Source organism: Aeromonas rivipollensis, assembly GCF_037811135.1.
Taxonomy (GTDB): Bacteria; Pseudomonadota; Gammaproteobacteria; order Enterobacterales; family Aeromonadaceae; genus Aeromonas; species Aeromonas rivipollensis.
This window is the reverse complement of sequence record NZ_CP149130.1, coordinates 2,080,250-2,105,724: the sequence shown is the minus strand read 5'-3', so window position 1 is coordinate 2,105,724 and position 25,475 is coordinate 2,080,250. Positions and strand designations below refer to the sequence as shown.

Annotated in this window: 18 protein-coding genes and 1 tRNA gene; 14 read left to right on the top strand and 5 right to left on the bottom strand. The window is 60.3% G+C overall.

The window, feature by feature from the left end:
* The first annotated feature begins 13 nt into the window (after window positions 1-13).
* On the top strand, window positions 14-1,312 hold the full coding sequence (locus WIR04_RS09555) for a serine/threonine transporter (RefSeq protein ID WP_338892192.1): 1,299 nt from the start codon (window positions 14-16) through the stop codon (window positions 1,310-1,312).
* Between the two features lie 744 nt (window positions 1,313-2,056).
* Here WIR04_RS09555 and sstT read toward each other — a convergent pair.
* Window positions 2,057-3,307, bottom strand: coding sequence for a serine/threonine transporter SstT (sstT, locus tag WIR04_RS09550; RefSeq protein ID WP_025327125.1), 1,251 nt, complete (start codon window positions 3,305-3,307; stop codon window positions 2,057-2,059).
* A 337-nt stretch (window positions 3,308-3,644) separates the two neighbouring features.
* Here sstT and WIR04_RS09545 point away from each other — a divergent pair, with 337 nt between their 5' ends.
* The 4 genes from WIR04_RS09545 to WIR04_RS09530 all read left to right on the top strand — a co-directional run bounded on the left by WIR04_RS09545 (window position 3,645) and on the right by WIR04_RS09530 (window position 10,879).
* On the top strand, window positions 3,645-5,567 hold the full coding sequence (locus WIR04_RS09545) for a RecQ family ATP-dependent DNA helicase (RefSeq protein ID WP_338892189.1): 1,923 nt from the start codon (window positions 3,645-3,647) through the stop codon (window positions 5,565-5,567).
* Window positions 5,568-6,129: 562 nt separating this feature from the next.
* Window positions 6,130-8,052: a PrkA family serine protein kinase gene (locus tag WIR04_RS09540; protein ID WP_025327128.1), complete on the top strand. Its 1,923-nt coding sequence runs from the start codon at window positions 6,130-6,132 to the stop codon at window positions 8,050-8,052.
* A 24-nt stretch (window positions 8,053-8,076) separates the two neighbouring features.
* Entirely contained in the window at window positions 8,077-9,348 is a 1,272-nt protein-coding gene (locus WIR04_RS09535; RefSeq protein ID WP_338892187.1) for a YeaH/YhbH family protein, read from the top strand.
* Between the two features lie 10 nt (window positions 9,349-9,358).
* The gene (locus WIR04_RS09530) at window positions 9,359-10,879 is read left to right on the top strand and encodes a SpoVR family protein (RefSeq protein ID WP_338892185.1); all 1,521 of its coding nucleotides are present in this window, start codon (window positions 9,359-9,361) and stop codon (window positions 10,877-10,879) included.
* A gap of 61 nt (window positions 10,880-10,940) precedes the next feature.
* Here WIR04_RS09530 and fadR read toward each other — a convergent pair whose 3' ends face one another.
* The gene (gene fadR, locus WIR04_RS09525; RefSeq protein ID WP_025327131.1) at window positions 10,941-11,654 is read right to left on the bottom strand and encodes a fatty acid metabolism transcriptional regulator FadR; all 714 of its coding nucleotides are present in this window, start codon (window positions 11,652-11,654) and stop codon (window positions 10,941-10,943) included.
* 333 nt (window positions 11,655-11,987) lie between these two features.
* Between fadR and nhaB the strand changes: the two genes are divergently transcribed.
* The 3 genes from nhaB (at window position 11,988) to WIR04_RS09510 (ending at window position 14,758) form a co-directional block, all read left to right on the top strand.
* The gene (gene nhaB, locus WIR04_RS09520; RefSeq protein WP_338892182.1) at window positions 11,988-13,562 is read left to right on the top strand and encodes a sodium/proton antiporter NhaB; all 1,575 of its coding nucleotides are present in this window, start codon (window positions 11,988-11,990) and stop codon (window positions 13,560-13,562) included.
* Window positions 13,563-13,648: 86 nt separating this feature from the next.
* Window positions 13,649-14,170 (top strand): disulfide bond formation protein DsbB, encoded by a 522-nt coding sequence (dsbB, locus tag WIR04_RS09515; RefSeq protein WP_262110597.1) that lies wholly within the window; start codon window positions 13,649-13,651, stop codon window positions 14,168-14,170.
* A 342-nt stretch (window positions 14,171-14,512) separates the two neighbouring features.
* Window positions 14,513-14,758 (top strand): hypothetical protein, encoded by a 246-nt coding sequence (locus tag WIR04_RS09510; protein WP_338892177.1) that lies wholly within the window; start codon window positions 14,513-14,515, stop codon window positions 14,756-14,758.
* A 104-nt stretch (window positions 14,759-14,862) separates the two neighbouring features.
* Here the strand turns inward: WIR04_RS09510 and WIR04_RS09505 are convergent, their stop codons facing one another.
* The 3 genes from WIR04_RS09505 to uvrB form a co-directional block, all read right to left on the bottom strand.
* Window positions 14,863-15,513 (bottom strand): DedA family protein, encoded by a 651-nt coding sequence (locus tag WIR04_RS09505; protein ID WP_338892176.1) that lies wholly within the window; start codon window positions 15,511-15,513, stop codon window positions 14,863-14,865.
* Window positions 15,514-15,593: 80 nt separating this feature from the next.
* Window positions 15,594-15,851, bottom strand: a complete 258-nt coding sequence (locus tag WIR04_RS09500; protein WP_025327135.1) for a YkvA family protein — start codon at window positions 15,849-15,851, stop codon at window positions 15,594-15,596.
* A complete protein-coding gene (uvrB, locus tag WIR04_RS09495) occupies window positions 15,848-17,860 on the bottom strand; it encodes an excinuclease ABC subunit UvrB (RefSeq protein ID WP_338892174.1) in 2,013 nt (670 codons plus the stop codon). The genes WIR04_RS09500 and uvrB overlap by 4 nt, the downstream gene beginning before the upstream one ends.
* A gap of 132 nt (window positions 17,861-17,992) precedes the next feature.
* On the opposite strand from uvrB, the gene WIR04_RS09490 reads away from it, so the two are divergent.
* From WIR04_RS09490 to WIR04_RS09465, 6 genes are all read left to right on the top strand, one after another.
* Window positions 17,993-18,068 (top strand) — tRNA-Asn (locus WIR04_RS09490).
* A gap of 772 nt (window positions 18,069-18,840) precedes the next feature.
* Window positions 18,841-20,526: an aspartate:alanine antiporter gene (locus WIR04_RS09485; RefSeq protein ID WP_025327138.1), complete on the top strand. Its 1,686-nt coding sequence runs from the start codon at window positions 18,841-18,843 to the stop codon at window positions 20,524-20,526.
* Between the two features lie 209 nt (window positions 20,527-20,735).
* Window positions 20,736-22,259: a lytic transglycosylase F gene (locus WIR04_RS09480; protein ID WP_338892172.1), complete on the top strand. Its 1,524-nt coding sequence runs from the start codon at window positions 20,736-20,738 to the stop codon at window positions 22,257-22,259.
* Between the two features lie 204 nt (window positions 22,260-22,463).
* Window positions 22,464-23,429: a tripartite tricarboxylate transporter substrate binding protein gene (locus tag WIR04_RS09475; protein WP_025327140.1), complete on the top strand. Its 966-nt coding sequence runs from the start codon at window positions 22,464-22,466 to the stop codon at window positions 23,427-23,429.
* A 42-nt stretch (window positions 23,430-23,471) separates the two neighbouring features.
* Entirely contained in the window at window positions 23,472-23,933 is a 462-nt protein-coding gene (locus tag WIR04_RS09470; protein WP_025327141.1) for a tripartite tricarboxylate transporter TctB family protein, read from the top strand.
* Window positions 23,934-23,942: 9 nt separating this feature from the next.
* Window positions 23,943-25,475 carry a tripartite tricarboxylate transporter permease gene (locus WIR04_RS09465; protein WP_182309995.1) on the top strand — a complete coding sequence of 511 codons (1,533 nt, stop codon included), beginning with the start codon at window positions 23,943-23,945 and terminating at the stop codon, window positions 25,473-25,475.

Sequence of the window (25,475 nt, the reverse complement as noted above, 5' to 3'; positions counted from 1 at the left end):
CGGGGTGAGACACATGTCCAATACTGTCACTGGCGCACAGGACGTTGCAGCCGCACAGGAGCAAGGGATCAGCTCGGTCCAATCACGCGGTTGGAGCAAACAAGACACCACCTGGGTTATCAGCCTGTTCGGCACCGCCGTCGGCGCCGGCATCCTGTTCCTGCCCATCAACGCCGGCATGGGTGGCTTCTGGCCACTGGTGGTCATGGCGCTGCTGGTTGGCCCCATGACCTACCTGGCCCACCGCGGCCTGGCGCGCTTCGTGCTCTCCTCCAAGAAGCCGAATGCGGATATCACCGAAGTGGTGGAAGAGCATTTCGGCGTGGGCGCGGGCAAACTCATCACCCTGCTCTACTTCTTCGCCATCTACCCCATAGTGCTGATCTACGGCGTGGGCATCACCAATACCGTCGAGAGCTTCCTGGTCAACCAGCTGCAGATGACGGCGCCACCGCGCTGGATGCTCTCCATAGTGCTGATCATGGCCATGATGTCGGTCATGCTGGCCGGTGAGAAGCTGATGCTGAAGGTCACCGAGTTCCTGGTGTACCCCCTCATCGCCATCCTGGCGGGCATCTCCCTCTACCTGATCCCGGACTGGACAGGTGCCGCCCTGGCCCAGGTGCCCTCCGCCAAGGATTTCGCCACCACCCTGTGGCTGACCATCCCGGTGCTGGTGTTCTCCTTCAACCACAGCCCGGCCATCTCCAGCTTCGCCCTGGCCCAGCGCCGTGATCACGGTGACAACGCCGTCGCCAAGTCCGACGCCATCCTCAAGCGCACCGCCATCATACTGCTGGGCTTCGTGATGTTCTTCGTCTTCTCCTGCGTGATGAGCCTGACTCCGGCCCAGCTGGCAGAAGCCAAGTCCCAGAACATTGCCGTGCTCTCCTACCTGGCCAACCAGCATGCGAGCCCCATCATCTCCTACTTCGGTCCGCTGGTTGCCTTCGTCGCCATCGTCTCCTCCTTCTTCGGCCACTACCTGGGTGCCCGTGAAGGTCTGAAGGGCATGGTGATGCAGCAGATGCGTTCCTCCGGCAAAGAGCCGAACCACAAGAAGATTGAGCTGTTCATCATCGCCTTCTTCATCCTGACCCTGTGGGCCGTGGCCGTGATCAACCCCTCCATCCTCGGCATGATCGAATCCCTGGGTGGCCCCATCATCGCCACCATACTGTTCCTGATGCCGATGTACGCCATCAAGCGCGTCCCGGCCATGGCGAAATACCAGGGCCAGATCAGCAACCTGTTCGTGGCAACCATGGGCCTCATCGCCATCTCTGCCATCCTCTATCAGCTGGTCGGCTAACCCCGCCCCGATAGCCTGGGTCAACCGGATCACCGGTTGACCCGAGCAGAGACCCACAGCCCGGCAGGCTCAGCGTGCCGGGCTGTTTTCATTGCTGTGCCCCGGCAAAGACCGGGATCAAGGCCATCTTCCGTATCAAGCGCCCTCCCCAATCGTTCACCTTCCCCCGCTGCGTTGCCGCCCGTGCAATCCGCTCCTCTCCTCAGACCCCACGCCTGCACGAGAAGCAGGAGTGGCGTCAGCCCCCATGCTGCCGAGTGACCCCGCCCATTTACCCTTCTGATATTCCCCAGCCCTTTGCCGGGTTCCAGTGCACGGAGGATGGGTACTTACCGCGCCAACATGGGGCCACCCCCTCAGGGGCCTGGGTTTGCCCCCGAGAAGCGGGATGTCGTCGCTCGCCAACGCTCCGATGCGGCGACACAGAACGAAAGCCCTGATTCGCCAATCCTGCGCCCATATCCCTGCTGAGGAGCCTTGGTGCTTTGCCGCTATGACGACGCAGCGGCTGACTGCCCATCAACGCCTGAGCCTATAGACACCGCCACGCCTGAGGCCCTTCTTTCCAGAGGGGATAAGCGCGACCGCCCGCACCAGCAGGCGCGCCTCCCATGGACAAGAGGCCCACAGCGGCAACCGGCAGATTGGATTAAGGAAGGGGCAAGCGTCGCTGACACAAGATCGCAGGCAATAAAAAGCGCCCTCCGAAGAGGGCGCCAGTACATAGCGGAAAGTCTAGGGGGATCAGGCTTCGCGGCTGGGCAGCGGGGCCGCCTCCATCAGGCTCTCATCCTCGGCCATGCAAGCGGCCGCGGTAAACAGCACGTCGGTGGAGCTGTTGAGGGCCGTCTCGGCGGAGTCCTGCAGCACCCCGATGATGAAGCCCACGGCGACGACCTGCATGGCGATGTCGTTGCTGATGCCAAACAGGCTGCACGCCAGCGGGATCAGCAGCAGGGAACCGCCGGCCACGCCGGAGGCGCCACAGGCGCTGATGGTGGCGACCACTGAGAGCAGAATGGCGGTAGCCAGATCCACTTCCATCCCCAAGGTATGCACCGCTGCCATGGAGAGCACAGTGATGGTGATGGCAGCACCGGCCATGTTGATGGTGGCTCCCAGCGGAATGGAGACTGCGTAGGTGTCTTCCGGCAGACGCAGCTTCTCGGCCAGCGCCATGTTGACCGGGATGTTGGCGGCGGAGCTGCGGGTGAAGAAGGCGGTCACGCCACTCTCTTTCAGGCAGGTCAGCACCAGCGGATAGGGGTTGCGTTTGATCTTCCAGAACACGATGAGCGGGTTGACCACGAAGGCGATGAACAGCATGCAGCCGATCAGCACTACCAGCAGCTGGGCATAGCCAAACAGGGCATCGAAACCTGTCTCGGCCAGGGTGGATGCCACCAGACCCAGGATGCCGAGCGGCGCACAGCGGATCACCGCTCTGACGATGCTGGAAACCCCGTGGGACAGGTCGGTGATCAGCGCCTTGGTGCTGTCACCCGCGTGACGCATGGCGATGCCAAGGCCGATGGCCCAGGCCAGGATACCGATGTAGTTGGCATCCAGCAGCGCCTTCACCGGGTTGGTCACCACGTTGAACAGCAGGGTCTGCAGTACCTCGGTGATGCCACCCGGCGGGGTGATCTCGGCACTGCTGGCCACCAGGTGCAGGTTGGAGGGGAACAGGAAGCTCGCCATCACGGCCACCACGGCTGCCAGGAAGGTCCCCAGCACATAGAGCAGCAAGATCGGCTTCATGTTGGTCTTCTGGCCCTGTTTGTGACCAATGATCGCCGACATCACCAGCACGAACACCAGCAGCGGGGCGACCGCCTTCAGGGCTCCGACGAACAGGCTGCCAAGCAGACCCGCCGCCTTGGCCCATTCAGGCATGAACATGGCAAGGAGGATACCGAATACCAGACCGACCAGGATCTGGCTAACCAGACTGGTGCTGTTGACCAGTTTTATGAGGGGGTGTTGTTGTGTCATCAAATAGTCCCTGTGCACTCATGGTGCGTGAATCATTAGTCCTGTTGGCAACCTGCCGCGCGCATTGACACCGGCCTGTAGACGGTGGTGCCGTTGGCAAACCTTCTTCTGGATCTGTCCAGAACGCGTGGTGTTGCGGACAAGGAATATCCCATCTGCCACCGTTTTTTTCCACATAATCACTGAAAAATATCAGGGTTACCTCACAAAAAATCTACAACAATGTGATAACACAATATCAACCACGGTCAAATTGTCACCAAACCAGTCCGATCATCGGCCGATGTGGGGGCGAGAGTGGTATCATGCCGCTCACTTTGCACTGGAGCCTGTTGCCATGATCACCTCTTTATTGACCCGACACTTCGGCTTCGATCGGCTGCGACCCGGCCAGGAAGCGGTGATCAGCCGCCTGCTGGCCGGCAAGAGTGCGGCGGCCATCTTCCCGACCGGCGCAGGCAAGTCCCTCTGCTATCAGTTGCCCGCGCTGGCACTGCCCCATCTGACCCTGGTCATCTCCCCCCTGCTGGCGCTGATGCACGATCAGCTCGCTTTCTTGCAAAGCAAGGGGATTGCCGCCGCAACTCTGGACTCCAGCCAGACCCCCGAGGAGAGCCGCCGGGTGATGCAGCTGGCCAGTGACGGCCAGCTCAAGATCCTGATGATCTCGGTAGAGCGGCTCAAGAATGAACGCTTTCGCCGCTTCATCGCCCAGGTGCCGCTCTCCCTGCTGGTGGTGGACGAGGCGCACTGCATCTCGGAATGGGGCCACAACTTTCGGCCCGACTATCTGAAGCTGCCGGACCATCGCCGCGATCTGGCCATTCCCCAGGTACTGCTGCTCACCGCCACCGCCACCCCGGCGGTCATGGCAGACATGCAGGCCAAGTTTGCCATCGCGGCCGAGGATCTGGTGGTGACAGGCTTCTATCGTCCCAATCTGGATCTCGCCGTCATTCCACTGGCCGGCAGTGCCCGCGATGGCTGGCTGCGTGACGAGCTGCGCCGCGATCCCGCGGCCCCCACCATCGTCTACGTCACCCTGCAACACAGCGCGCAGCTGTGTGCCGATCAGTTGCAGGCCATCGGCATCCGCGCCTGCGCCTATCATGCGGGGCTGGATCCCGCCCTGCGCAGCCAGATCCAGCACGACTTCATGGCCGGCCGACTCGATTGCATCGTCGCCACCATCGCCTTTGGCATGGGCATCGACAAGGCCGATATCCGCCGTGTCATTCACTACGATCTGCCCAAATCCATCGAGAACTACAGCCAGGAGATAGGCCGTGCCGGGCGCGACGGCCTCCCTTCCCGCTGCATGGTGCTGGCGAGCCGCGCCCAGTTGCCGGTGCTGGAAAACTTCGTCTATGGAGATACCCCGGACAGGGACGCCATCCTGAGCTTGCTCCAGATCCTGCAACAGAGCGGGGCCGAGTGGGAATTTGGTCTGCTGCGCCTCTCCAATGAGACCAACATTCGCCAACTGCCCCTCAAGACCCTGCTGGTCTATCTGGAGATGGCGGGGATCATTGCCCCAGCCTACAGCTACTTTGCCGAGTACCGCTTCAAGTTCGTGCTGGAAAAGCGAGAGATCCTGGCCCGCTTCAACCCCGATCGCCGCCAGTTCCTGGAGCAGCTGTTTGCCTGTGCACCCCAGGCGCGCAGCTGGTGTACCATGGACTTCGATGCGCTGTGGCAGGGTTATCAGGGGGAACGGCAACGAGCCGCCGCCGCGCTGGACTATCTGCAGCAGCAGGGCTGGATAGAGCTGGAAAGCAAGCAGATGACGGAGGTGTATCGGGTCGTGCGCCAGGATCTCGACATCGAGTCGCTGGCAGATCAGCTCCATGCCCTGTTCGAGCAAAAGGAGCAGAGTGAATTGGACCGCCTGCAGGCCCTGCTGGGGTTCTTTACTTCGAGCCGCTGCCTGAGCCATGAGCTGGCCCGCTATTTTGCCGATGAAGAGGCGCCCGAGCGGTGCGGGCACTGCTCCGTCTGCCGGGGGGAGATAGCCGTGCTGCCGCCGTTGCCGCCTCAGAGCTTGCCCAACGAGCACGGCTTGTGCGCCTGGTGCGATCCGCTGATTGCCCTGTGTCACCAGCGCCATCCCCGGATCCTGACCCGCTTCCTGTGTGGTATCGCCACCCCCCTGACCACTCGGACCAAGGCGAGAAACCTGGCCGGTTTTGGCCAGTTGGCGGCCCATCCCTTCGCCGAGGTGCTGGCGGCGGTATCGGCGATCTATCCTGCCGAGGCTTGATCACCAGCTTGCCGGACGCTGAAAAAATAAGACCCTCGCGGATGCGAGGGTCAAGCCAACGGAAACGTGCTTAAACAGAGCTTAGTATCTGCACAATCACCCACTCTCTTGCTAAAGCGATGACTGCTCGACACAGGGCCAATCTAGAGCAGCGGGAATGTAGCGTCAATGTAAAAATTAGAGCTTAAACACCAAACAACACGCATTACGTTGACGTAAGCGTAATTAAATTTCAACCCTTCTCCTCTGCCACCCTTGCCCCGCCTGCACTTCGATTCCACAAACCGGGGGACCATCATTTTCTGCATCTGCCACACAAACATTTATTTTTTATGTCTTTGACATTTGCATCACTGTCGTGGCAAAAATAATTTAACAGTCAGTAACATAGAGATGTCATTGGCTGCCTCTTCCCGCATGAGGATCGGGAAGCTCCCGTACAAACTTAAACCAATGATGGCGATGGATTACTGGGGGCTGTTGACTAGGCTTAAGAGGTAAACAGAACAAAAGTAGTGATCCACTCTTTTTCAGGGTAAGCGACTATAACGAGGGCTAAGTTATGGGCATCTTCGAGCACTATCAACAGCGGTATGAGAAGGCCAGAGAGGAGGAGTACAGCATCCAGGAGTTTCTGGATATGTGCAAACAGGACAAATCCTGCTACGCCTCCGCCGCCGAACGACTGCTGGTTGCCATCGGCGAACCGGAAATGATCGACACCTCAGTCAATCCGCGCCTCAGCCGCCTCTTTTCCAACCGCGTCGTCGCACGCTATCCCGCTTTCAAAGACTTCTATGGCATGGAAGAGGCGATCGAGCAGATCGTCTCCTACCTCAAGCACTCCGCCCAGGGACTGGAAGAGAAGAAACAGATCCTCTACCTGCTGGGTCCCGTTGGCGGCGGCAAATCCTCGCTGGCCGAGAAACTCAAGTCCCTGATGCAAAAAGTGCCCATCTATCGTATCAAGGGATCGCCGGTCAATGACCACCCCTTCTGCCTGTTCGACATCGAAGAGGACGGCGAGCTCCTGGAAAAGGAGTACGGCATACCGCGCCGCTACCTGAGGCCCATCATGTCTCCCTGGGTGGCCAAGCGGCTGCACGAGTTCGGTGGCGACATCACCAAATTCAAGGTGGAGAAGGTCAACCCCTCCATCCTGGATCAGATCGCCATCGCCAAGACAGAACCCGGCGATGACAACAACCAGGACATATCCTCCCTGGTGGGCAAGGTCGACATCCGCATGCTGGAGCACTATGCCCAGGACGATGCCGACGCCTACTCCTACTCCGGTGCGCTGTGCAAGGCGAACCAGGGGATGATGGAGTTCGTGGAGATGTTCAAGGCGCCCATCAAGGTATTGCACCCTTTGCTGACCGCGACCCAGGAAGGAAACTACAACGGCACCGAGGGGCTCTCCGCCCTCCCCTTCGACGGCATACTGCTGGCCCACTCCAACGAATCCGAGTGGCAGCAGTTCCGTAACAACAAGAACAACGAGGCCTTCCTCGACCGGGTGTACATCGTCAAGGTGCCCTACTGCCTACGTGTCTCGGAAGAGGTGAAGATTTACGAGAAACTGCTGTTCAACAGCGAGCTGACCGAGGCCAAGTGCGCCCCGGGCACCCTGGAGCTACTGGGTCAGTTCTCCGTATTGTCACGACTCAAGGAGCCGGAAAACTCCAGCCTCTACTCCAAGATGCGGGTCTATGACGGCGAGAGCCTCAAGGACACGGATCCCAAGGCGAAGAGCTATCAGGAGTACCGCGACTACGCTGGCGTCGACGAGGGCATGAACGGCCTCTCCACCCGCTTTGCGTTCAAGATCCTCTCCCGTGTCTTCAACTTCGACCACGCGGAAGTGGCGGCCAACCCGGTGCACCTCTTCTATGTGCTGGAGCAACAGATAGAGCGCGAGCAGTTCCCGCAGGAGCTGCACGATCGCTACCTTGAGTTCATCAAGGGCTATCTGACTCCGCGCTACGTGGAATTTATTGGCAAGGAGATCCAGACTGCCTACCTCGAGTCGTATTCAGAGTACGGGCAGAACATCTTCGATCGCTACGTCACCTACGCCGACTTCTGGATCCAGGATCAGGAGTACCGCGACCCCGAGACCGGCCAGCTGTTTGACCGGGCATCGCTCAACAGCGAGCTGGAGAAGATTGAAAAACCGGCCGGGATCAGCAACCCGAAAGATTTTCGCAACGAGATCGTCAACTTCGTGCTGCGTGCACGGGCCAACAATGCAGGCCGTAACCCCAACTGGACCAGTTACGAGAAGCTGCGCACCGTGATCGAGAAGAAGATGTTCTCCAACACGGAAGAGCTGCTGCCGGTTATCTCCTTCAACAGCAAAACCTCGGCCGAGGAGCAGAAGAAGCACGATAACTTTGTCGAACGGATGATGGAGAAGGGCTATACCCGCAAACAGGTGCGCCTGCTCTCCGAATGGTATCTCAGGGTACGCAAGTCATCCTGACCCTGCCGTGTTCAAGGGGGAGTTATGGCGCATTTTATCGACCGCAGGCTCAACGGCAAAAACAAAAGCGCTGTCAATCGGCAGCGCTTCATCCGCCGTTACAAGAAGCAGATCAAACAAGCGGTCTCGGATGCTGTCTCCAAGCGCAGCATTCAGGACGTAGACAAGGGCGAGAGCATCAGCATCCCGACCAAGGACATCGGTGAGCCCCATTTCCATCAAGGCCAAGGCGGCAAACGGGAGATGGTGCACCCGGGCAACGATCAGTTCGTCTCCGGTGACAAGATTGACCGCCCCAAGGGAGGGGGCAGCGGTCAGGGTGGAGGCGAAGGCCAGGCCTCGGATCAGGGAGAGGGAGCAGACGACTTCGTGTTCCAGATCTCGAAAGACGAGTATCTGGACCTGCTGTTTGAGGATCTGGAGCTGCCCCGGCTGCAGAAGACCCAGCTCAACCAGCTGATGGAGATGAAAACCTACCGCGCGGGCTACACCTCCAACGGGGTGCCCGCCAACATCAACGTGGTGCGCTCGCTGCAAAATTCGCTGGCGCGTCGCATGGCGCTGCAGGCGGGCAAGAAGCGCCAGATGCGTGAACTGGAGGAGCGGCTGGCCCTGCTGGCTCTCGATCCCAACGAACATTTTGCCGAAATGGCGCAGCTCGAAAAAGAGATCAGGGAGCTGAAACGGCGGATCGAGGCCGTCCCCTTCATCGACACCTTCGATCTCAAGTTCAACAACTTCGTCAAAAGGCCCGTGCCCTCCAGCCAGGCGGTGATGTTCTGCCTGATGGACGTCTCCGGCTCCATGGATCAGGCCACCAAGGAGATGGCCAAGCGTTTCTACATCCTGCTCTATCTGTTCCTGAGCCGGACTTACAAGAACGTCGAGGTGGTCTACATTCGCCACCACACCCAGGCCAAGGAAGTGGACGAACACGAGTTCTTCTACTCCCAGGAGACCGGCGGCACCATCGTCTCCAGCGCCCTCAAGATGATGAACGACATCATCAACGAGCGTTACCCTGCCAACCAGTGGAACATCTATGCGGCACAGGCGTCCGATGGTGACAACTGGGCGGATGACTCGCCCCAGTGCCGGGAGATACTGATGCGCGACATCATGCCGCGGGTACGCTACTACTCCTACATCGAGATCACCACCCGCGCTCACCAGACCCTGTGGCACGAATACGAGTCGGTGGCCGACCAATACTCCCACTTCGCGATGGAGCACATTCGCAAGGTAGAGGACATCTATCCGGTGTTCCGGGAGTTGTTCAAGAAGCAAGCGGCTTGAGGGATCACATATGGTAGAAACCGCGAGAAAAATAGCGCCGCTGGATGATGGGCCTGACTGGAACTTCGATCTGCTGGAGACCTATCACCAGGAGATTGCCCGGGTTGCCAGGTTTTATCGGCTGGATACCTATCCCAACCAGATCGAGGTGATCACCGCCGAGCAGATGATGGATGCCTACTCCAGCGTGGGCATGCCCATCGGCTACCAGCACTGGTCATTCGGCAAGCGCTTCATCCATACCGAGCGCAACTACAAGCGTGGCCAGATGGGCTTGGCCTATGAGATCGTCATCAACTCGGATCCCTGCATCGCCTACCTGATGGAAGAGAACACCATGCCGATGCAGGCCCTAGTGATGGCTCACGCCTGCTATGGCCACAACTCTTTTTTCAAGAACAACTACCTGTTCAAGGCCTGGAGCGATGCCTCCTCCATCATCGACTACCTGCTGTTTGCCAAGAACTACATCACCGAATGCGAGGAAAAACACGGTATAGATGCCGTTGAGCGGCTGCTCGACTCCTGCCATGCCTTGATGAACTTCGGGGTGGATCGCTACAAGCGGCCCCAGAAGATCTCCCTGGCAGAGGAGAAACGGCGCCAGAAGGCGCGGGAAGATTACCTGCAGACCCAGGTCAACGAGCTCTGGCGCACCCTGCCCAAGCAGCACAAGGCTGCCGGTATCGAGGACAGGCGCTATCCGCCCGAGCCTCAGGAGAACATCCTCTACTTCATCGAGAAGAACGCCCCCCTGCTGGAGCCCTGGCAGCGGGAAGTGGTGCGTATAGTGCGCAAGATCAGCCAGTACTTCTACCCGCAGAAGCAGACTCAGGTGATGAACGAGGGCTGGGCCACCTTCTGGCACTACACCATCCTCAATCACCTCTATGACGAGGGAAAGATCAGCGATCGCTTCATGATAGAGGTGCTGCACAGCCACACCAACGTGGTGTACCAGCCCCCCTACAACAGCCGCTACTACTCGGGCATCAACCCCTATGCACTGGGGTTTGCCATGTTTACCGACCTGCGCCGCATCTGCGAACACCCCACAGAGGAGGACAGATACTGGTTCCCCGATTATGCCGGCACCAACTGGGTCGATACCCTGCACTTCGCCATGCAGAACTTCAAGGACGAGAGCTTCATCAGCCAGTTCCTCAGCCCCAAGGTGATGCGCGACATGAAGCTGTTTGCCATCGATGACGACGATCTGAAGAACTACCTCAAGGTCTCCGCCATCCACAACGAGGAGGGTTACCGGCTGGTGCGCAACACCCTGTCTGCCCAATACAACCTGAGCAATCTGGAGCCCAACATTCAGGTCTACAACGTGGCGGTGAAGGGAGATCGCTCCCTCACCCTGCGTTATGTCCCCCACAACCGGATCCCCCTCGGTGAGTCGCGGCACGAGGTGCTCAAGCATCTGCACCAGCTGTGGGGATTCGATGTGGTGCTGGAGCAGGATAACGGCGAGCTAACCGCAGACATCATAGGGCGCTGCCCGGATCGCAAGAGCCTGACCTGATGGCCAGGCGAGGAACATAAAAAAACGCGCCATCAGGCGCGTTTTTTCGTTGTGACACACATCAGTTATCGCACAGGTTGCTCGGCATATCCTGGCGCAGACGGGTCCACAATTTACCTGACTCTATACCGTATTGACGCACCGTCATGAACACGGCCTCGTGATTCTTGGTCTCGGCCAAGCCCAGCAGCGTCTTGTAGTAGGCATCCGCTGTCTCGCGCGCCTGCTTGTCGGAGAAGTAATAGCGCCCGACCCGGCTGTACAACCCCTTGAACCCGTTGAGGATCAAGGCGTAGATCGGATTGCCGGAGGCAAACGAGAGCTGGTGGTGCAAACGGTAATCGAACTCGGCATAGGCTTCCGGGGTGTTTTCGACCTCATCGGCCCCGCGCAGGATCTCGGCGGCCTGCTCCGGGTTGTTGCGAATGGCACCACGGATGAAGATGGTGCAGATGTTGGTGCGCGCCGACAGCAGTTGGGCCACCAGATCCGGCACCTTGTCCTGATCGAGCCGCGCCAAAGTTTCCAGGATGTTGAGACCCGAGGTTTCCCAGAAATTGTTCACCTTGGTCGGTTTGCCATGCTGGATGGTGAGCCAGCCATCGCGGGCAAGGCGCTGCAACACTTCGCGCAAGGTAGTGCGAGTCACGCCAATCAGCTCGGACAGTTCGCGCTCCGCCGGCAGAATGGATCCTGGAGGAAAGCGATTGTTCCAGATGGACTCGATGATGTATTCCTCGGCAAACCCGGCAGGGCTTTGCGCTTTTATGACCATGTGGTGACTCTGTTGTAGTGCGTAAAAAGGCTCACGAATAATAGCAAAGCCGGTTCTGCTGGCAAGCAGAAGGTCGGTCCTCTGCTCACATTACCCCGATCTTTTTGTTAAAAATATGTATACAGCAACATCGCCGGAGCCAAGCAACACCAAATGATGGTGATATAGACGCCTCGTCGCTGGGCAAGCACAGCGGCGTTATTTATAGTTAGCGCTCCCTTGATTAAAATCATGTGCAATCAATTTGATAAAGGTGAATATCCGGATGTTCGGGTCGAGTCGGGCTCGACTGCATAGACGCAGATACCAACAACAGAACAGAGAACCATCATTATGCCAATCAGCCTAGGGCGCGCTTTTGCAAAGAATTTTTTGGGTAATGCCCCTCGGTGGTACAAAATTACCATCGTCATATTCCTGCTGATCAATCCGATCGTCTTCCACATTGATCCCTTCCTGGCTGGCTGGTTGCTGGTTGTTGAGTTCATCTTCACCCTGGCCATGGCGCTCAAGTGCTACCCGCTGCAACCGGGCGGCCTGCTGGCCATCGAAGCCGTGCTCATCGGCATGACCTCGGCGGATCAGATCAAGCATGAGCTGGTGGCCAACATCGAAGTGCTGCTGTTGCTGGTCTTCATGGTGGCCGGCATCTATTTCATGAAACAGCTGCTGCTCTACGTCTTCACCAAGATGCTGGTCCGCATCCATTCCAAGACGCTGCTCTCCCTCGCCTTCTGCCTGGTGTCAGCCTTCTTGTCCGCCTTCCTCGACGCCCTGACCGTGATCGCCGTGGTCATCAGCGTCGCCACCGGTTTCTACGCCATCTATCACAAGGTGGCCTCCCGCGACGAGTTCGGGGGTCAGCATGAGGATGACGAGGACATTGACGAGCTGTCTCGCCAGCACCTGAACGAGTTCCGCGCCTTTTTGCGCAGCCTGATGATGCATGCCGCCATCGGCACTGCCCTGGGGGGCGTTTGCACCCTGGTCGGCGAGCCCCAGAACCTCATCATTGGTGAGCAGGCGGGCTGGCATTTCGGTGAATTTGCCATTCGCATGGCCCCGGTCACCATCCCCGTCTTCCTCTGCGGCCTGCTCACCTGCATCCTGGTGGAGAAATGCCGCTGGTTCGGTTATGGCACCAAGTTGCCCGAGCCAGTACGCCACATCATGGAAGCCTACGAGCGCGACGAAGATGCCGGGCGCAGCCCGCAAGAGAAAGCCAAGCTGCTGGTCCAGGCGGCGATCGCCATCTGGCTCATCACCGGCCTGGCCCTGCATCTGGCGGCGGTGGGCCTGATCGGCCTCACCGTCATAGTGCTCGCGACGTCCTTCACCGGCGTCACCGAGGAGCATGCCCTCGGCAAGGCCTTCCATGAGGCGCTGCCCTTCACCGCCCTGCTCACCGTCTTCTTCAGTGTGGTGGCGGTGATCATCGATCAACAGCTGTTCAAGCCAGTGATCCAATGGGTACTGGCCGCCAAGCCCGAGGATCAGCTCGCCCTTTTCTATCTGGCCAACGGCTTGCTCTCCATGGTGAGCGACAACGTCTTCGTCGGCACCGTCTACATCAACGAGGTGAAGACCGCCCTGCTCAATGGCGCCATCAGCCGTGAGCATTTCGATCTGCTGGCGGTGGCCATCAACACGGGGACCAACCTGCCGTCGGTGGCCACCCCCAATGGCCAGGCAGCCTTCCTGTTCATGCTCACCTCGGCGCTGGCACCGCTGCTGCGCCTCTCCTATGGCCGCATGGTGTGGATGGCCCTGCCCTACACCCTGGTGCTGGGGCTGGTGGGTTTCTTTGCGGTGGAGCAACTGCTCGCCCCTGCCACCGAGTGGTTCTACCAGGCCGGCTGGCTGACGCAGGGTGGCGCAGTGCCGACCCTGGCACCGGCGGCACACTGATGACGCTAGGGGCCATTAGGCCCCTTTCTTTTTAAGTGGGGCTCTGCTCTAATTCAGCCATTATTTTTCTCTGTGAGATCAATCAGATGATCGAGTTTCTTCGCCGTATTGCCAGCCACCGTCTGGCCTGGGGCTTGCTGGCCGCGTCCGCGCTCTGCTTCGAGCTGTGCGCCCTCTTCTTCCAGCATGTGCTGGGTCTGCACCCTTGCGTGATGTGCATCTATGAGCGGATCGCCATCCTCGGGGTGTTCGCTGCCGGCCTGCTCGGCATGGTAGCGCCAGAGAAGTGGTACCTCCGCTGGAGCGCCATGCTGCTGTGGGGCTACAGCGCCTTCTGGGGCCTGAAACTGGCACTCAAGCATGTGGATTACCAGGTGAACCCCTCCCCCTTCAATGTGTGCGAAGGCTTCGTCGATTTCCCAAGCTGGGCTCCCCTCGATCAGTGGGTGCCCTGGCTCTTCTTCCCGGACGGCGATTGCAGCGAGATCAGCTGGCAGTTCCTGAGTTTCTCCATGCCGCAGTGGCTGGTAGTCATCTTCGCCGCCTACCTGCTGGTGTTTGCGGTGGTCGCCATCGGCAACCTGGTCAAGGGCCGCTGCTGCAACTGAAACTGACGGTGCCATATAAGACGCATACAAAAAGGGGGCCATCGGCTCCCTTTTCAATCAGCAGTGTCAGCCACCCAAGCCGATCCCGTTTCTCCATGCCCCTGTCATCTAGCTGGTAGCCATCTTCGCCGCCTAGCTGCTGGTGTTTGCGGTGGTCGCCATCGGCAACCTGGTCAAGGGCCGCTGCTGCAACTGAAGCTGACGGTGCCATATAAGACGCATACAAAAAGGGAGCCATCGGCTCCCTTTTCAATCAGCGGTGTCAGCCACCCAAGCCGATCCCGTTTCTCCATGCCCCTGTCATCTGGCAGGTAGCCATCTTCGTCTCCTACCTGCTGGTGTTTGCGGTGGTCGCCATCGGCAACCTGGTCAAGGGCCGCTGCTGCAACTGAAGCTGACGCCGCCATCTATGACGCATACAAAAAGGGAGCCATCGGCTCCCTTTTCAATCAGCAGTGTCAGCCACCCAAGCCGATCCCGTTTCTCCATGCCCCTCTCATCTGGCTGGTGGCCATCTTCGCCGCCTACCCGCTGGTGTTTGCGGTGGTTGCCATCGGCAACCTGGTCAAGGGCCGCTGCTGCAACTGAAGCTGACCGTGCTATACGTGCTATATAAGATGCATACAAAAAGGGAGCCATCGGCTCCCTTTTTATTTTCCACATTATCGGTGCATGGTTGCACAATCACGCCTTCAACCTGCTTTGGCGGTGTTCATCCTGGCCTTCACCATGCCGACGACCATGGGCAGCAGCGAGATGCCGATGATGCCGAAGATGAGCAGGGTGAAGTTGTGGCGCACTACCGGCAGGTTGCCAAAGAAGTGTCCCGCATAGACGAACGACAGCACCCACAGCAAGCCGCCAATCAGGTTGAACGCCAGGAAGCGCGGGTAGGTCATGGCTCCCATGCCCGCCACGAAGGGGGCAAAGGTGCGCACTATGGGCAGGAAACGGGTGATGATGATGGTCTTGCCGCCATGCTTGGCATAGAAGGCGTGGGTCTTGACCAGATAGTCGCGGCGAAAGATCTTCGAGTCCGGATTGCGAAACAGCTGATCCCCGAAGAAGTGGCCTATGGTGTAGTTCACCACGTTGCCGAGCACGGCGGCGATGATCAACACCCCCGCCAGGGTGTGCACGTCCAGCACGCTGCCCACAGTGAGAGCGCCTGCGGCAAACAGCAAGGAGTCGCCGGGCAGGAAGGGGGTCACCACCAGGCCGGTCTCACAGAAGATGATGAGGAACAGAATGGCGTAAACCCAGATGCCATAGTGCTCGAACAGCTCTTTCAGGTGCACGTCAACGTGCAGAATAAAGTCGATTGCAAACAGGATCAGATCCATTTTTTCATACCCATGAAGTGAACGGCGTGGAGTCTACGCCAATGCCTTGCGCCCGACAATCTGCGGCATCGCCTCTCCCCTCATTCCAGGGTATCCAGCCCCTTCCTGACCGTTGCGGGCAGGCAGGACTCCCACCCCCAGAGCAGCAACAGCAGCAGACTGACGTCGTCGAGCCAGCCAACGAAGGGCACCAGATCCGGGATGAGATCCACCGGACTGATGCCATAGACGAGGATGAGGATCACCAGCCCCTTGGCCCACCAGGGGGTGTCCGGGTGGCGAAAACCGGCATAGAGGCGACGCAGGCGCCGCCAGATCAGCCAGCGCTTGCCGCTCATGATTCGATCAACTCGCCGCGCAGCCGCTGGATCTGATCCCGCATGGCGGCGGCCTGCTCGAACTCCAGATCCCGGGCATGCTGGAACATCTGCTCCTCCATCCGCTTGATCTCTTTGGCGATCTCGCTGGCGGAGCGAACATGGTACTCCCCTTGTGGCTCGGCCGCCTTGCGACTACCTCTGCCCGGTTTGCCGGCGGTGCGGCTGCCCCCCATGTCCATCACGTCCCCCACCGACTTGTTAAGCCCCTTGGGTGTGATGCCGTGCTCCAGGTTGTGGGCGTGCTGCAGGGCACGGCGCCGCTCGGTCTCCTCGATGGCCACCTTCATGGAGTTGGTGATGGTGTCGCCGTAGAGAATGACCTTGCCGTTGAGGTTGCGGGCGGCGCGGCCTATGGTCTGGATGAGGGAGCGAGTGGAGCGCAGGAAGCCCTCCTTGTCCGCATCCAGGATGGCCACCAGCGACACCTCCGGCATGTCGAGCCCTTCCCGCAGCAGGTTGATGCCCACCAGCACGTCGAACTTGCCGAGCCGCAGATCGCGGATGATCTCCACCCGTTCCACTGTGTCGATGTCCGAGTGCAGGTAACGCACCCGCACATCGTGATCCGCCAGGTATTCGGTCAAGTCCTCTGCCATTCGCTTGGTGAGGGTGGTGACCAGCACCCGCTCCTCCACCGCCACCCGCAGCCGGATCTCGGAGAGCAGATCGTCCACCTGGGTCGTGACGGGGCGCACCTCGATGACAGGATCGAGCAGGCCGGTGGGGCGCACCACCTGCTGCACCACGTCGCCGCCGGACTTCTCCAGCTCGTAGGGACCGGGGGTCGCCGAGACGAACACCGTCTGGGGCATCAGGGCCTCGAACTCGTCAAACTTCAGGGGTCTGTTGTCGAGCGCCGAGGGAAGCCGGAAGCCGTACTCCACCAGGGTCTCCTTGCGGGATCTATCCCCTTTGAACATGGCGCCTATCTGCGGCACCGTCACGTGGGACTCGTCGATGATGAGCAAACCATCCCCCGGCAGGTAGTCGAACAGGGTGGGCGGCGGCTCGCCGGGGGCGCGCCCCGACAGATAGCGGCTGTAGTTCTCGATGCCGGAGCAGTACCCCAGCTCCTGCATCATCTCGATGTCGAACTGGGTACGCTGGCTGATGCGCTGCTCCTCCACCAGCTTGTTCAGGGACAACAGCTGCTCACGGCGTCCCTTGAGCTCCTCCTTGATGTGATCGATGGCCCCGAGGATGGTCTCCCGCGGCGTGGCGTAGTGGGTCTTTGGGTAGATGGTGTAACGCACCACCGTCTGCTCGATGGCACCAGTCAGGGGATCGAACTGGGAGAGGCGCTCCACCTCCTCGTCAAACAGCTCCACCCGCAGGGCCAGCTTGTCCGATTCGGCAGGGTAGATGTCGATGACCTCCCCCCGCACCCGAAAGGTGCCGCGGCTAAACGCCACGTCGTTGCGGGTGTATTGCAGCTCGGCGAGGCGGCGCAGTATGTCCCGCTGATTGATCAGATCCCCCACCTTGAGATGCAGCATCATGCTGAGGTAGGCCTGGGGATCCCCCAGACCATAGATGGCCGACACCGAGGCGACGATCACCACGTCGCGCCGCTCCAGCAGCGCCTTGGTGGCCGACAATCGCATCTGCTCGATGTGATCGTTGATGGAGGCATCCTTCTCTATAAAGGTGTCCGTGGTCGGCACATAGGCTTCCGGCTGGTAGTAGTCGTAATAGGAGACGAAGTACTCCACCGAGTTTTCGGGGAAGAACTCCTTCATCTCCCCATAGAGCTGGGCGGCCAGGGTCTTGTTGGGAGCCAGTATCATGGTCGGGCGGTTCAGGGTGGCGATGACGTTGGCCATGGTGAAGGTCTTGCCCGACCCGGTCACCCCGAGCAGGGTCTGGTGGGCGAGGCCGGACTCTATGCCATCGAGCAGGCGGGCGATGGCCGCAGGCTGATCCCCCGCGGGTTGAAACTGGCTGGCCAGCTTGAAAGGCTTATTCATGACGACTCCCGACAAAAAACGGCAAGAGAGCAGTGTACCCCGAGTTGACGGGCCTGGGTATCCGCTCTCGGCCCCTGACGGCTATTGACCCCGAAATGCGACCTCTGTATGATGCTCCTCCTTGCCTGATGTTCCCCCGTAGTTCAGTCGGTAGAACGGCGGACTGTTAATCCGTATGTCACTGGTTCAAGTCCAGTCGGGGGAGCCAATTCCTCACCATCTCGGTGCAAGTTATCCACTTTAGTGCTTTCCTCTGCCAATTTTAATGCACAAGCCGTCCCTCGCGGCGCACTCCCCATTTGATCCCCGGTTCCTGGCCAGCAGCGTTTTGTTCTGCTGCGTATAACTATTTGATTTTTATAGAAACATTTTTTTACCGGTATTTTTTGAACAGCGCTTGCACCCCAGTATTGGCGCGGCTTGCAGGCTGATTACCAAGTTTCATGAACAGGGTTATCCACAGTTTCTGTGGGTAAGTGTGCCAAACCCAATGCAGGCCTAGGTTGGCAGCGATTGTCTCCGCTTTGGCGAGGCGAAACACCTCACCCCCCATTTTCTCCTGTTTTTGCCCTCCCCCCTAAATGGGTCGGTCGGGGGCGAGACCTCCTCTTTCTCCCGCTTTTTTTTCGCCATGCCCCGTGCCGTGGGTCAGCCTCCGCCTGAGGGCAAAAAGGGTTCCTTTGCATCCCTCGCTCCCCACCAGTCAAAAATGCTGAAAACCGTGCTCAATCGTCCCCGAAGCAGCAGGTAATAAATTGTCCACAGGGCTGTCATGGCTCCCTTGGCCGACAGCATAAATCACTCATTGACAGCGAGAACGGCAGCGGAAAATAGAGGTATTTTCCCCAAGTCGCCCGCGCATCCCTCCCCTCCCCGGAGAGACCAGCACTTAACTGGCTGTTAATCCGCTTTCGCGCTTCTTTCTTGATGAGGGATCCGGCACAATATCGGCCCCACTTTTTTCCTCGGTTTTTCCGGGCATGACCATAGATTTCGTGACACTGCTACATCAAAGCGACTCCCTGCTGCTGTTCGTGGTGCTGGCCTTCGGCCTGCTGCTGGGCAAGGTACGCATCGGCAACTTCCAGATTGGCAACACCATCGGCGTGTTGTTCACCGCCCTGCTGTTTGGCCAGATGGGGTTCCAGTTCTCCACCTCGACCGAGAACGTCGGCTTCATGCTGTTCATTTTCTGTGTGGGGATCGAGGCAGGCCCCCACTTCTTCAGCGTCTTCCTGCGCGACGGCATCCACTACATCACCCTGACCCTGGTGATCCTGCTGACCGCCTTGCTGCTGACGGTGGGGCTGGCCAAATTCTTCAACCTGGGGCCCGGCATGGCGGCGGGGATACTGGCGGGGTCGCTCACCTCGACCCCGGCGCTGGTGGGGGCCCAGGATGCCCTGCGCAGCGGCCTGCTCAACCTGCCCCACGGCACCGACATGCAACCCGTGCTCGACAACATGGGGATAGGCTACGCCCTGACCTATCTGGTGGGCCTGGTGGGGCTGATGCTGGTGGTGCGCTACCTCCCCTCCCTGGCGCGGCTCGACCTCAATACCGAGGCGCAAAAGATAGCCCGCGAGCGGGGACTCTCCGACAGCGAGAGCCGCAAGACCTATCTGCCCATCATTCGCGCCTACAGAGTCGGCCCCGAGCTCGCCGCCTGGATCGGTGGCCGCACCCTGCGGGAGACCGGCATCTACCCCCACACCGGCTGCTATGTGGAGCGGATCCGCCGCAACGGCATACTGGCAAGCCCCGATGGAGACGCCGTCATCCAGGAGGGGGACGAGATCGCCCTGGTGGGTTATCCCGAGAGCCACGAGAAGCTAGACGTCAACTACCGCAACGGTAAAGAGGTGTTTGACCGCAACCTGCTTGACCTGCAGATTGTCACCGAAGAGATAGTGGTGAAGAACGACTCAGTGGTGGGCCGCCATCTGGTGGAGCTCAACCTCACCGAGAAGGGCTGCTTCCTCAACCGGGTGGTGCGTTCCCAGATCGAGATGCCGTTCGATCGCAACATCATGCTGCAAAAAGGCGACGTGCTACAGATCAGCGGCGAGAAGCAGCGGGTCAAGCTCCTGGCCAACAAGATCGGCTTCATCAGCATCCATAGCCAGACCACGGATCTGGTGGCCTTCACCACCTTCTTCGTGCTGGGCCTGCTGATCGGCTCCGTCTCTCTGGTGTTCGGCCAGATAGAGTTCGGCCTCGGCAACGCCGTCGGCCTCTTGCTGGCGGGGATACTGATGGGTTACCTGAGGGCCAACCACCCCACGGTCGGCTATGTGCCGCCTGGCGCCCTGCGCCTGGCCAAGGATCTCGGCCTCGCCGTCTTTATGGTGAGCACAGGATTGAAAGCGGGGGGCGGCATCCTGGATCACCTCAGCGAGGTGGGGGTGGTGGTGCTCTTCTCCGGCATGCTGGTGACCACCTTGCCGGTGCTGGTGGGCTACCTGTTCGGGGTCTGGGTGCTGAAGATGAACCCGGCCCTGCTGCTGGGGGCCATCACGGGCGCCCGTACCTGCGCCCCGGCCATGGATGTGGTCAACGAGGCCGCCAACAGCTCGATTCCGGCGCTCGGCTATGCCGGTACCTATGCGGTGGCCAACGTGATGCTGACCCTGGCGGGCTCCTTCATCATCGGCTTCTGGTTCTAGCCCGGGTCACCTTGACAGGATGTAAATCGCACAGAGGGAGCCCAAGGGCTCCCTCTTCTGTTGTCGGGGCTGACGGTATTTCAACGGCCAATGGGGGATCGGCGCTGGATAGCAAGAATGGTGCTATCGGATGGCGGTGAAGAAACTCAAAGAGCTAAAGCGCCCCCTGCGCGGCACTTACACTCAGTAAAACGAGTGAGGTGATCGTTATGAAACGCTTATGGATTTTCCTTTTTTGGGTACTGGGCTCCCTGCCACTGGCCTGGAGCGCCGAAGCGGACAAGGCGGCAGCCGAAGAAGAGGAGCGCAGCGCCCTCAGCTTCGACAGCGAGGAGCTTGCCAAACCCATGTTGGGGGATCTCGACGCCATGATGGCCAGGCGTGCCATCAGGGTGCTGACCACCTACAACAAGACCGGCTACTTCATCCACAAGGGGGTGCAACGGGGGGCCACCTACGACGCCTTCATGCAGGTTGAAAAACGGCTCAACGAGCAACTGCGCAAGGACAAGGCCCTCAAGCGCCACCTCAAGCTGAACTTCGTCTTCATTCCGGTCGCCCGGGAAAACCTGCTGAAGGCCCTCATCGACGGCAAGGGGGACATCGCCGCCGCCAACCTCACCATCACGGACAAGCGCAAGCAGCAGGGGGTGGAGTTCAGCGCCCCCCTCATCGAGAACGTGCGCGAGCTGCTCATCTCGGGACCGGACTCCCCCAAGGTGGAGAGCGCCGCCGATCTGGGGGGCAAGAGCATCTATGTCAGGCCCTCCTCCAGCTACTTCGAGAGCCTCATGGCCTACAACCAGACACGCAAGGAGGCGGGGGAACCCCTCATCGACATCCAGCCCGCCTCCGAGGTGCTGGAAGACGAAGATCTGGTGGAGATGGTCAATGCGGGCCTGCTCCCCTTCATCGTCATGGATGAGCACAAGGCCCGCTTCTGGCAGAAGATCTTCCCGGCTATCCGGATCCACGAAGAGCCCGTGTTCCGCGACGGCGGCATCATCGCCTGGGCGGTGCGCAAGGAGAGCCCGCAACTGCTCGCCATGCTCAACGAGCAGATCAAGGCGATACGGGGCAAGGCCACCGGCGAGGCCATCCTGGCCCGCTACCTCAAGCAGAACAAATTCATCAAGAGCGCGGCCGCCGAGGCAGAGCGCAAGAAGTTCCTGCAGGTGGTGGAGCTGTTTCGTGAATACGGCGACAAATACGACGTGGACTGGCTGCTGATCACGGCCCAGGGCTATCAGGAGTCGGCCCTCAACCAGAAGGCGCGCAGCCATGTCGGCGCCATCGGCATCATGCAGATCATGCCCGCCACCGGCAAGGGGCTCAAGGTCGGGGACATCCGCCAGCTCGAGCCCAATATCCACGGCGGCGTCAAATACATGCGCTGGATGATAGATCACTACTATGCCGACGAGCCCATGACCGCCCTCGACAAGGCCCTGTTCTCGTTCGCCTCCTACAACGCCGGCCCCGCCCGGGTGGCGCGGCTGCGTGCCGAGGCCAAGAAGCGGGGGCTGGATCCCAACGTCTGGTTCCACAACGTCGAATACGTGGCGGCGGAGAAGATAGGCCCGGAAACCGTGACCTATGTGGGCAACATCTACAAGTACTACATCGCCTACAAGCTGGTGATGGAGCAGTTGCAGCTCAAGGAGCAGGCCACCGAGACCCTCAAACAGCAGGAGGAGATGGTCGAGAAAGTCTCGGCAGCAGAGAAATCATAGGCAGCTCAAACCAGCGCCAGCCGCAGGCGGGGCTCCCTCTTCACCAGAGGCGAGCCTCGTCTCTTTTTAAGCCGAAAGACCCCTTCTCCCCATGACCAGAATGAACAGAATGGGCACAACAGCCTTAATAGCCATTACGGCCAGATTGTTTTCCAATCAGACACGATTAATTAACCTCCTCGCAACAATCACAAGGAGAACACCATGTTGCAAGGAACCTTCAAGCACACCCTGCTCTGCTGCCTGCTGGGGGCCAGCCTCGGCGTCCAGGCCAAGATAGACGAAGTCCACTTCCTGATCCCGGGCGGCGCCGGCGGCGGCTGGGACAACACGGCCCGTGGCACCGGCGAGGCCCTCACCAAGTCCGGCCTCATCACCACCGCCTCCTACCAGAACATCTCGGCCGGCGGCGGCGCCAAGGCCATCGCTCACCTGATCGAGACCTCGGCACAGTCCGACAAGACGCTGCTGGTCAACTCCACACCCATCATCGTCAAGTCCCTCTCCAAGGAGCTGCCGCAATCCTTCCGGGATCTCACCCCGGTCGCTGCCATCATCGCCGACTATCAGGCGCTGGCGGTGCCCCTGGACTCCCCCTATCAGAACTGGGCCCAGTTGCTGGCCGCCTATGAAGCCAATCCCGCCAAGGTGAAGATAGCCGGCGGCTCCGCCCGCGGCAGCCTGGATCACCTGGTGGCCGCCATGACCTTCAAGAATGCGGGGGCCGATGCCGGCAAGCTGCGCTACGTGGCCTATGACGCTGGCGGCAGCGCCATGGCAGCGGTGCTGGCGGGGGAAACCCAGGTGCTCTCCACCGGCTTTGGTGAGGCGATGGAGGCGGTCAAGTCCGGCCAGATGCGGATCCTCGGCGTCACCGCCCCGGAGCGGATGCCGGACGCCAGCCAGGTACCCACCTTCTCCGAGCAGGGCAACCCCACCGTCTTTGCCAACTGGCGCGGCTACTTCGCCTCCCCCGACGTCAGCCCCGAGCAGTCCGCCGAGTTCGCCGCCCTGCTCAAGCAGATGTACGACAAGCCGGAGTGGGAAGTGGTGCGCGCGCGCAACAGCTGGATCAACCAGTATCAGGCCGGCCCCGAGTTCACCGCCTTCCTCAACAGCCAGGAGCAGCAAATTGGCGGCCTGATGCGCGAGCTCGGCTTCATCAAGTAACCCTCAGCCTGTGGCGGGCCAGGCCCGCCCATCGGAGTCATCATGCGACTGACCAAGGAAAGGTTCGGAGGGCTGCTGTTTTTGCTGCTCTCCCTCGCCTACGGCTATCACGCCACCCAGATCCCCGGTTACCCGGGGGACGAATATGAACCCTTTACCGCCAGCACCCTGCCCTATGCCCTGGCGGGTGTCGGGGTCCTGCTCTCCCTGATCCTGATCTGCTCGCCGGGAGGAGAGCGACTGGGCAAGGAGTCCGGCAACTGGCGGCTGGTGTTCGCCCTGCTGGGGCTGATGCTGGTCTATGGCCTGGCCCTCGGCTGGCTCGGCTTCCTCATCGCCACCATCTTGTTCCTCATCGGCGGCATCCTGCTGATGGGCGAGCGCAGCCTCGCCTTCGCCTGCAAGGTGAGTATCCCCTTCACCCTCATCTTCTGGGCCCTGCTGACCAAGGGGCTCAATGTCTATCTCGAGCCGGGTCGGCTGTTCACCCAGTTGCTGGGATAAGGAGAACCCATGTTAGACGGAATCCTGCAAGGGCTCGGCACCGCCATGATGCCCATCAACCTCTTCATGGTGGTGGTCGGCTGCTTCGTCGGCACCTTCATCGGCATGCTGCCGGGGCTGGGCCCGGTCACCGCCATCGCCCTGATGATCCCCATCACCTACGGGCTGGATCCGGCCTCCGGCATCATCCTGATGGCCGGGGTCTATTACGGCTCCATGTTCGGCGGCTCCACCGCCTCCATCCTGATCAACACCCCTGGCTGCTCCGCCAGCATGATCACCGCCATCGACGGCTATCCGCTGGCCTGCAAGGGGCAGGCGGGCAAGGCGCTGGCCATCGCCGCCTACGCCTCCTTCGTCGGCGGCACCCTGTCGGCCATCTTCCTGATGGTGGCGGCCCCCCTGCTCGCCAAGGTCTCCCTCTCGTTCCAGTCGGCGGACTACTTCGCCCTCATGGTGCTCGGGCTCTCCGCGGTGGCGGCCTTCGCCGGCAAGGGCCAGGTGCTCAAGGCGCTGATCATGGCGCTGTTTGGCATCATGATCTCCACCGTCGGCATCGACCGCAGCGTCGGGGTGGACAGATTCACCTTCGATCTCCCGGACTTGCGCGATGGCTTCTCCTTCCTGCTGCTGGCCATGGCCACCTTCGCCCTGGCGGAGATCCTGATGACGGTGCTGCGCCCGGGCAAGGACACCAGCCAGGAGGAGGCGAGCAAGATGCAGCAGCTCGGTTCCCTCAAGCTGAGCCGGGACGAGGTGAAGGAGATAGCGCCCCCCATAGCCCGCTCCTCTGTGCTGGGGTTCCTCATCGGCGTGCTGCCGGGGGCCGGTGCCACCATCGCCTCCTTCATGGCCTATGGGGCCGAGCGCAACTTCGCCCGCAAGGGCAAACGGGACGAGTTTGGCAAGGGCAGTCTGACCGGCATAGCCGCACCGGAAGCGGCCAACAACGCCGCCTCCAGCGGGGCCTTCGTGCCGCTGCTGACCCTGGGGATCCCGGGCTCCGGCACCACGGCCCTGATGCTGGGGGCCCTCATCGCCTACGGCATCCAGCCCGGCCCGCGCCTCTTCATGGAGCACCCTGACGTGTTCTGGTCGGTGATCATCTCCATGTATCTGGGCAACGTGGTGCTGCTGATCCTCAACCTGCCGCTCATTCCCTACCTGGCCAAGATACTGCAAGTGCCGCGCCCCGTGCTCATCCCCATGGTGCTGCTGTTCTCGCTGATCGGGGTCTATCTGGTCTCCTTCAACACCATGGACATCTATGTGATGGTGCTGGTGGCCCTGGTGGCCATAGGGCTGCGCCTGCTGGACTTCCCCATGGCCCCCATGCTGCTCGGCTTCATCCTGGGGGGCATGCTGGAGGACAACCTGCGCCGGGCCCTGGTGATCAACGACGGTTCCCTGAGCTTCCTGTGGGAGCGCCCCATCACCCTGGGCTTCACCCTGGTCACCCTGGTGATGCTGTTGCTGCCGCTCTGGCAGTGGTGGCAGGCCCGTCGCACGCCGGTGGCGACTCTGCAATCCGACCCGACCTGA

Coding starts and splice junctions, on each gene's coding strand:
- WIR04_RS09555 (WP_338892192.1), top strand. CDS start 14: ATGTCCAATACTGTCACTGGCGCACAGGACGTTGCAGCCGCACAGGAG.
- sstT (WP_025327125.1), bottom strand. CDS start 3,307: ATGACACAACAACACCCCCTCATAAAACTGGTCAACAGCACCAGTCTG.
- WIR04_RS09545 (WP_338892189.1), top strand. CDS start 3,645: ATGATCACCTCTTTATTGACCCGACACTTCGGCTTCGATCGGCTGCGA.
- WIR04_RS09540 (WP_025327128.1), top strand. CDS start 6,130: ATGGGCATCTTCGAGCACTATCAACAGCGGTATGAGAAGGCCAGAGAG.
- WIR04_RS09535 (WP_338892187.1), top strand. CDS start 8,077: ATGGCGCATTTTATCGACCGCAGGCTCAACGGCAAAAACAAAAGCGCT.
- WIR04_RS09530 (WP_338892185.1), top strand. CDS start 9,359: ATGGTAGAAACCGCGAGAAAAATAGCGCCGCTGGATGATGGGCCTGAC.
- fadR (WP_025327131.1), bottom strand. CDS start 11,654: ATGGTCATAAAAGCGCAAAGCCCTGCCGGGTTTGCCGAGGAATACATC.
- nhaB (WP_338892182.1), top strand. CDS start 11,988: ATGCCAATCAGCCTAGGGCGCGCTTTTGCAAAGAATTTTTTGGGTAAT.
- dsbB (WP_262110597.1), top strand. CDS start 13,649: ATGATCGAGTTTCTTCGCCGTATTGCCAGCCACCGTCTGGCCTGGGGC.
- WIR04_RS09505 (WP_338892176.1), bottom strand. CDS start 15,513: ATGGATCTGATCCTGTTTGCAATCGACTTTATTCTGCACGTTGACGTG.
- WIR04_RS09500 (WP_025327135.1), bottom strand. CDS start 15,851: ATGAGCGGCAAGCGCTGGCTGATCTGGCGGCGCCTGCGTCGCCTCTAT.
- uvrB (WP_338892174.1), bottom strand. CDS start 17,860: ATGAATAAGCCTTTCAAGCTGGCCAGCCAGTTTCAACCCGCGGGGGAT.
- WIR04_RS09485 (WP_025327138.1), top strand. CDS start 18,841: ATGACCATAGATTTCGTGACACTGCTACATCAAAGCGACTCCCTGCTG.
- WIR04_RS09480 (WP_338892172.1), top strand. CDS start 20,736: ATGAAACGCTTATGGATTTTCCTTTTTTGGGTACTGGGCTCCCTGCCA.
- WIR04_RS09475 (WP_025327140.1), top strand. CDS start 22,464: ATGTTGCAAGGAACCTTCAAGCACACCCTGCTCTGCTGCCTGCTGGGG.
- WIR04_RS09470 (WP_025327141.1), top strand. CDS start 23,472: ATGCGACTGACCAAGGAAAGGTTCGGAGGGCTGCTGTTTTTGCTGCTC.
- WIR04_RS09465 (WP_182309995.1), top strand. CDS start 23,943: ATGTTAGACGGAATCCTGCAAGGGCTCGGCACCGCCATGATGCCCATC.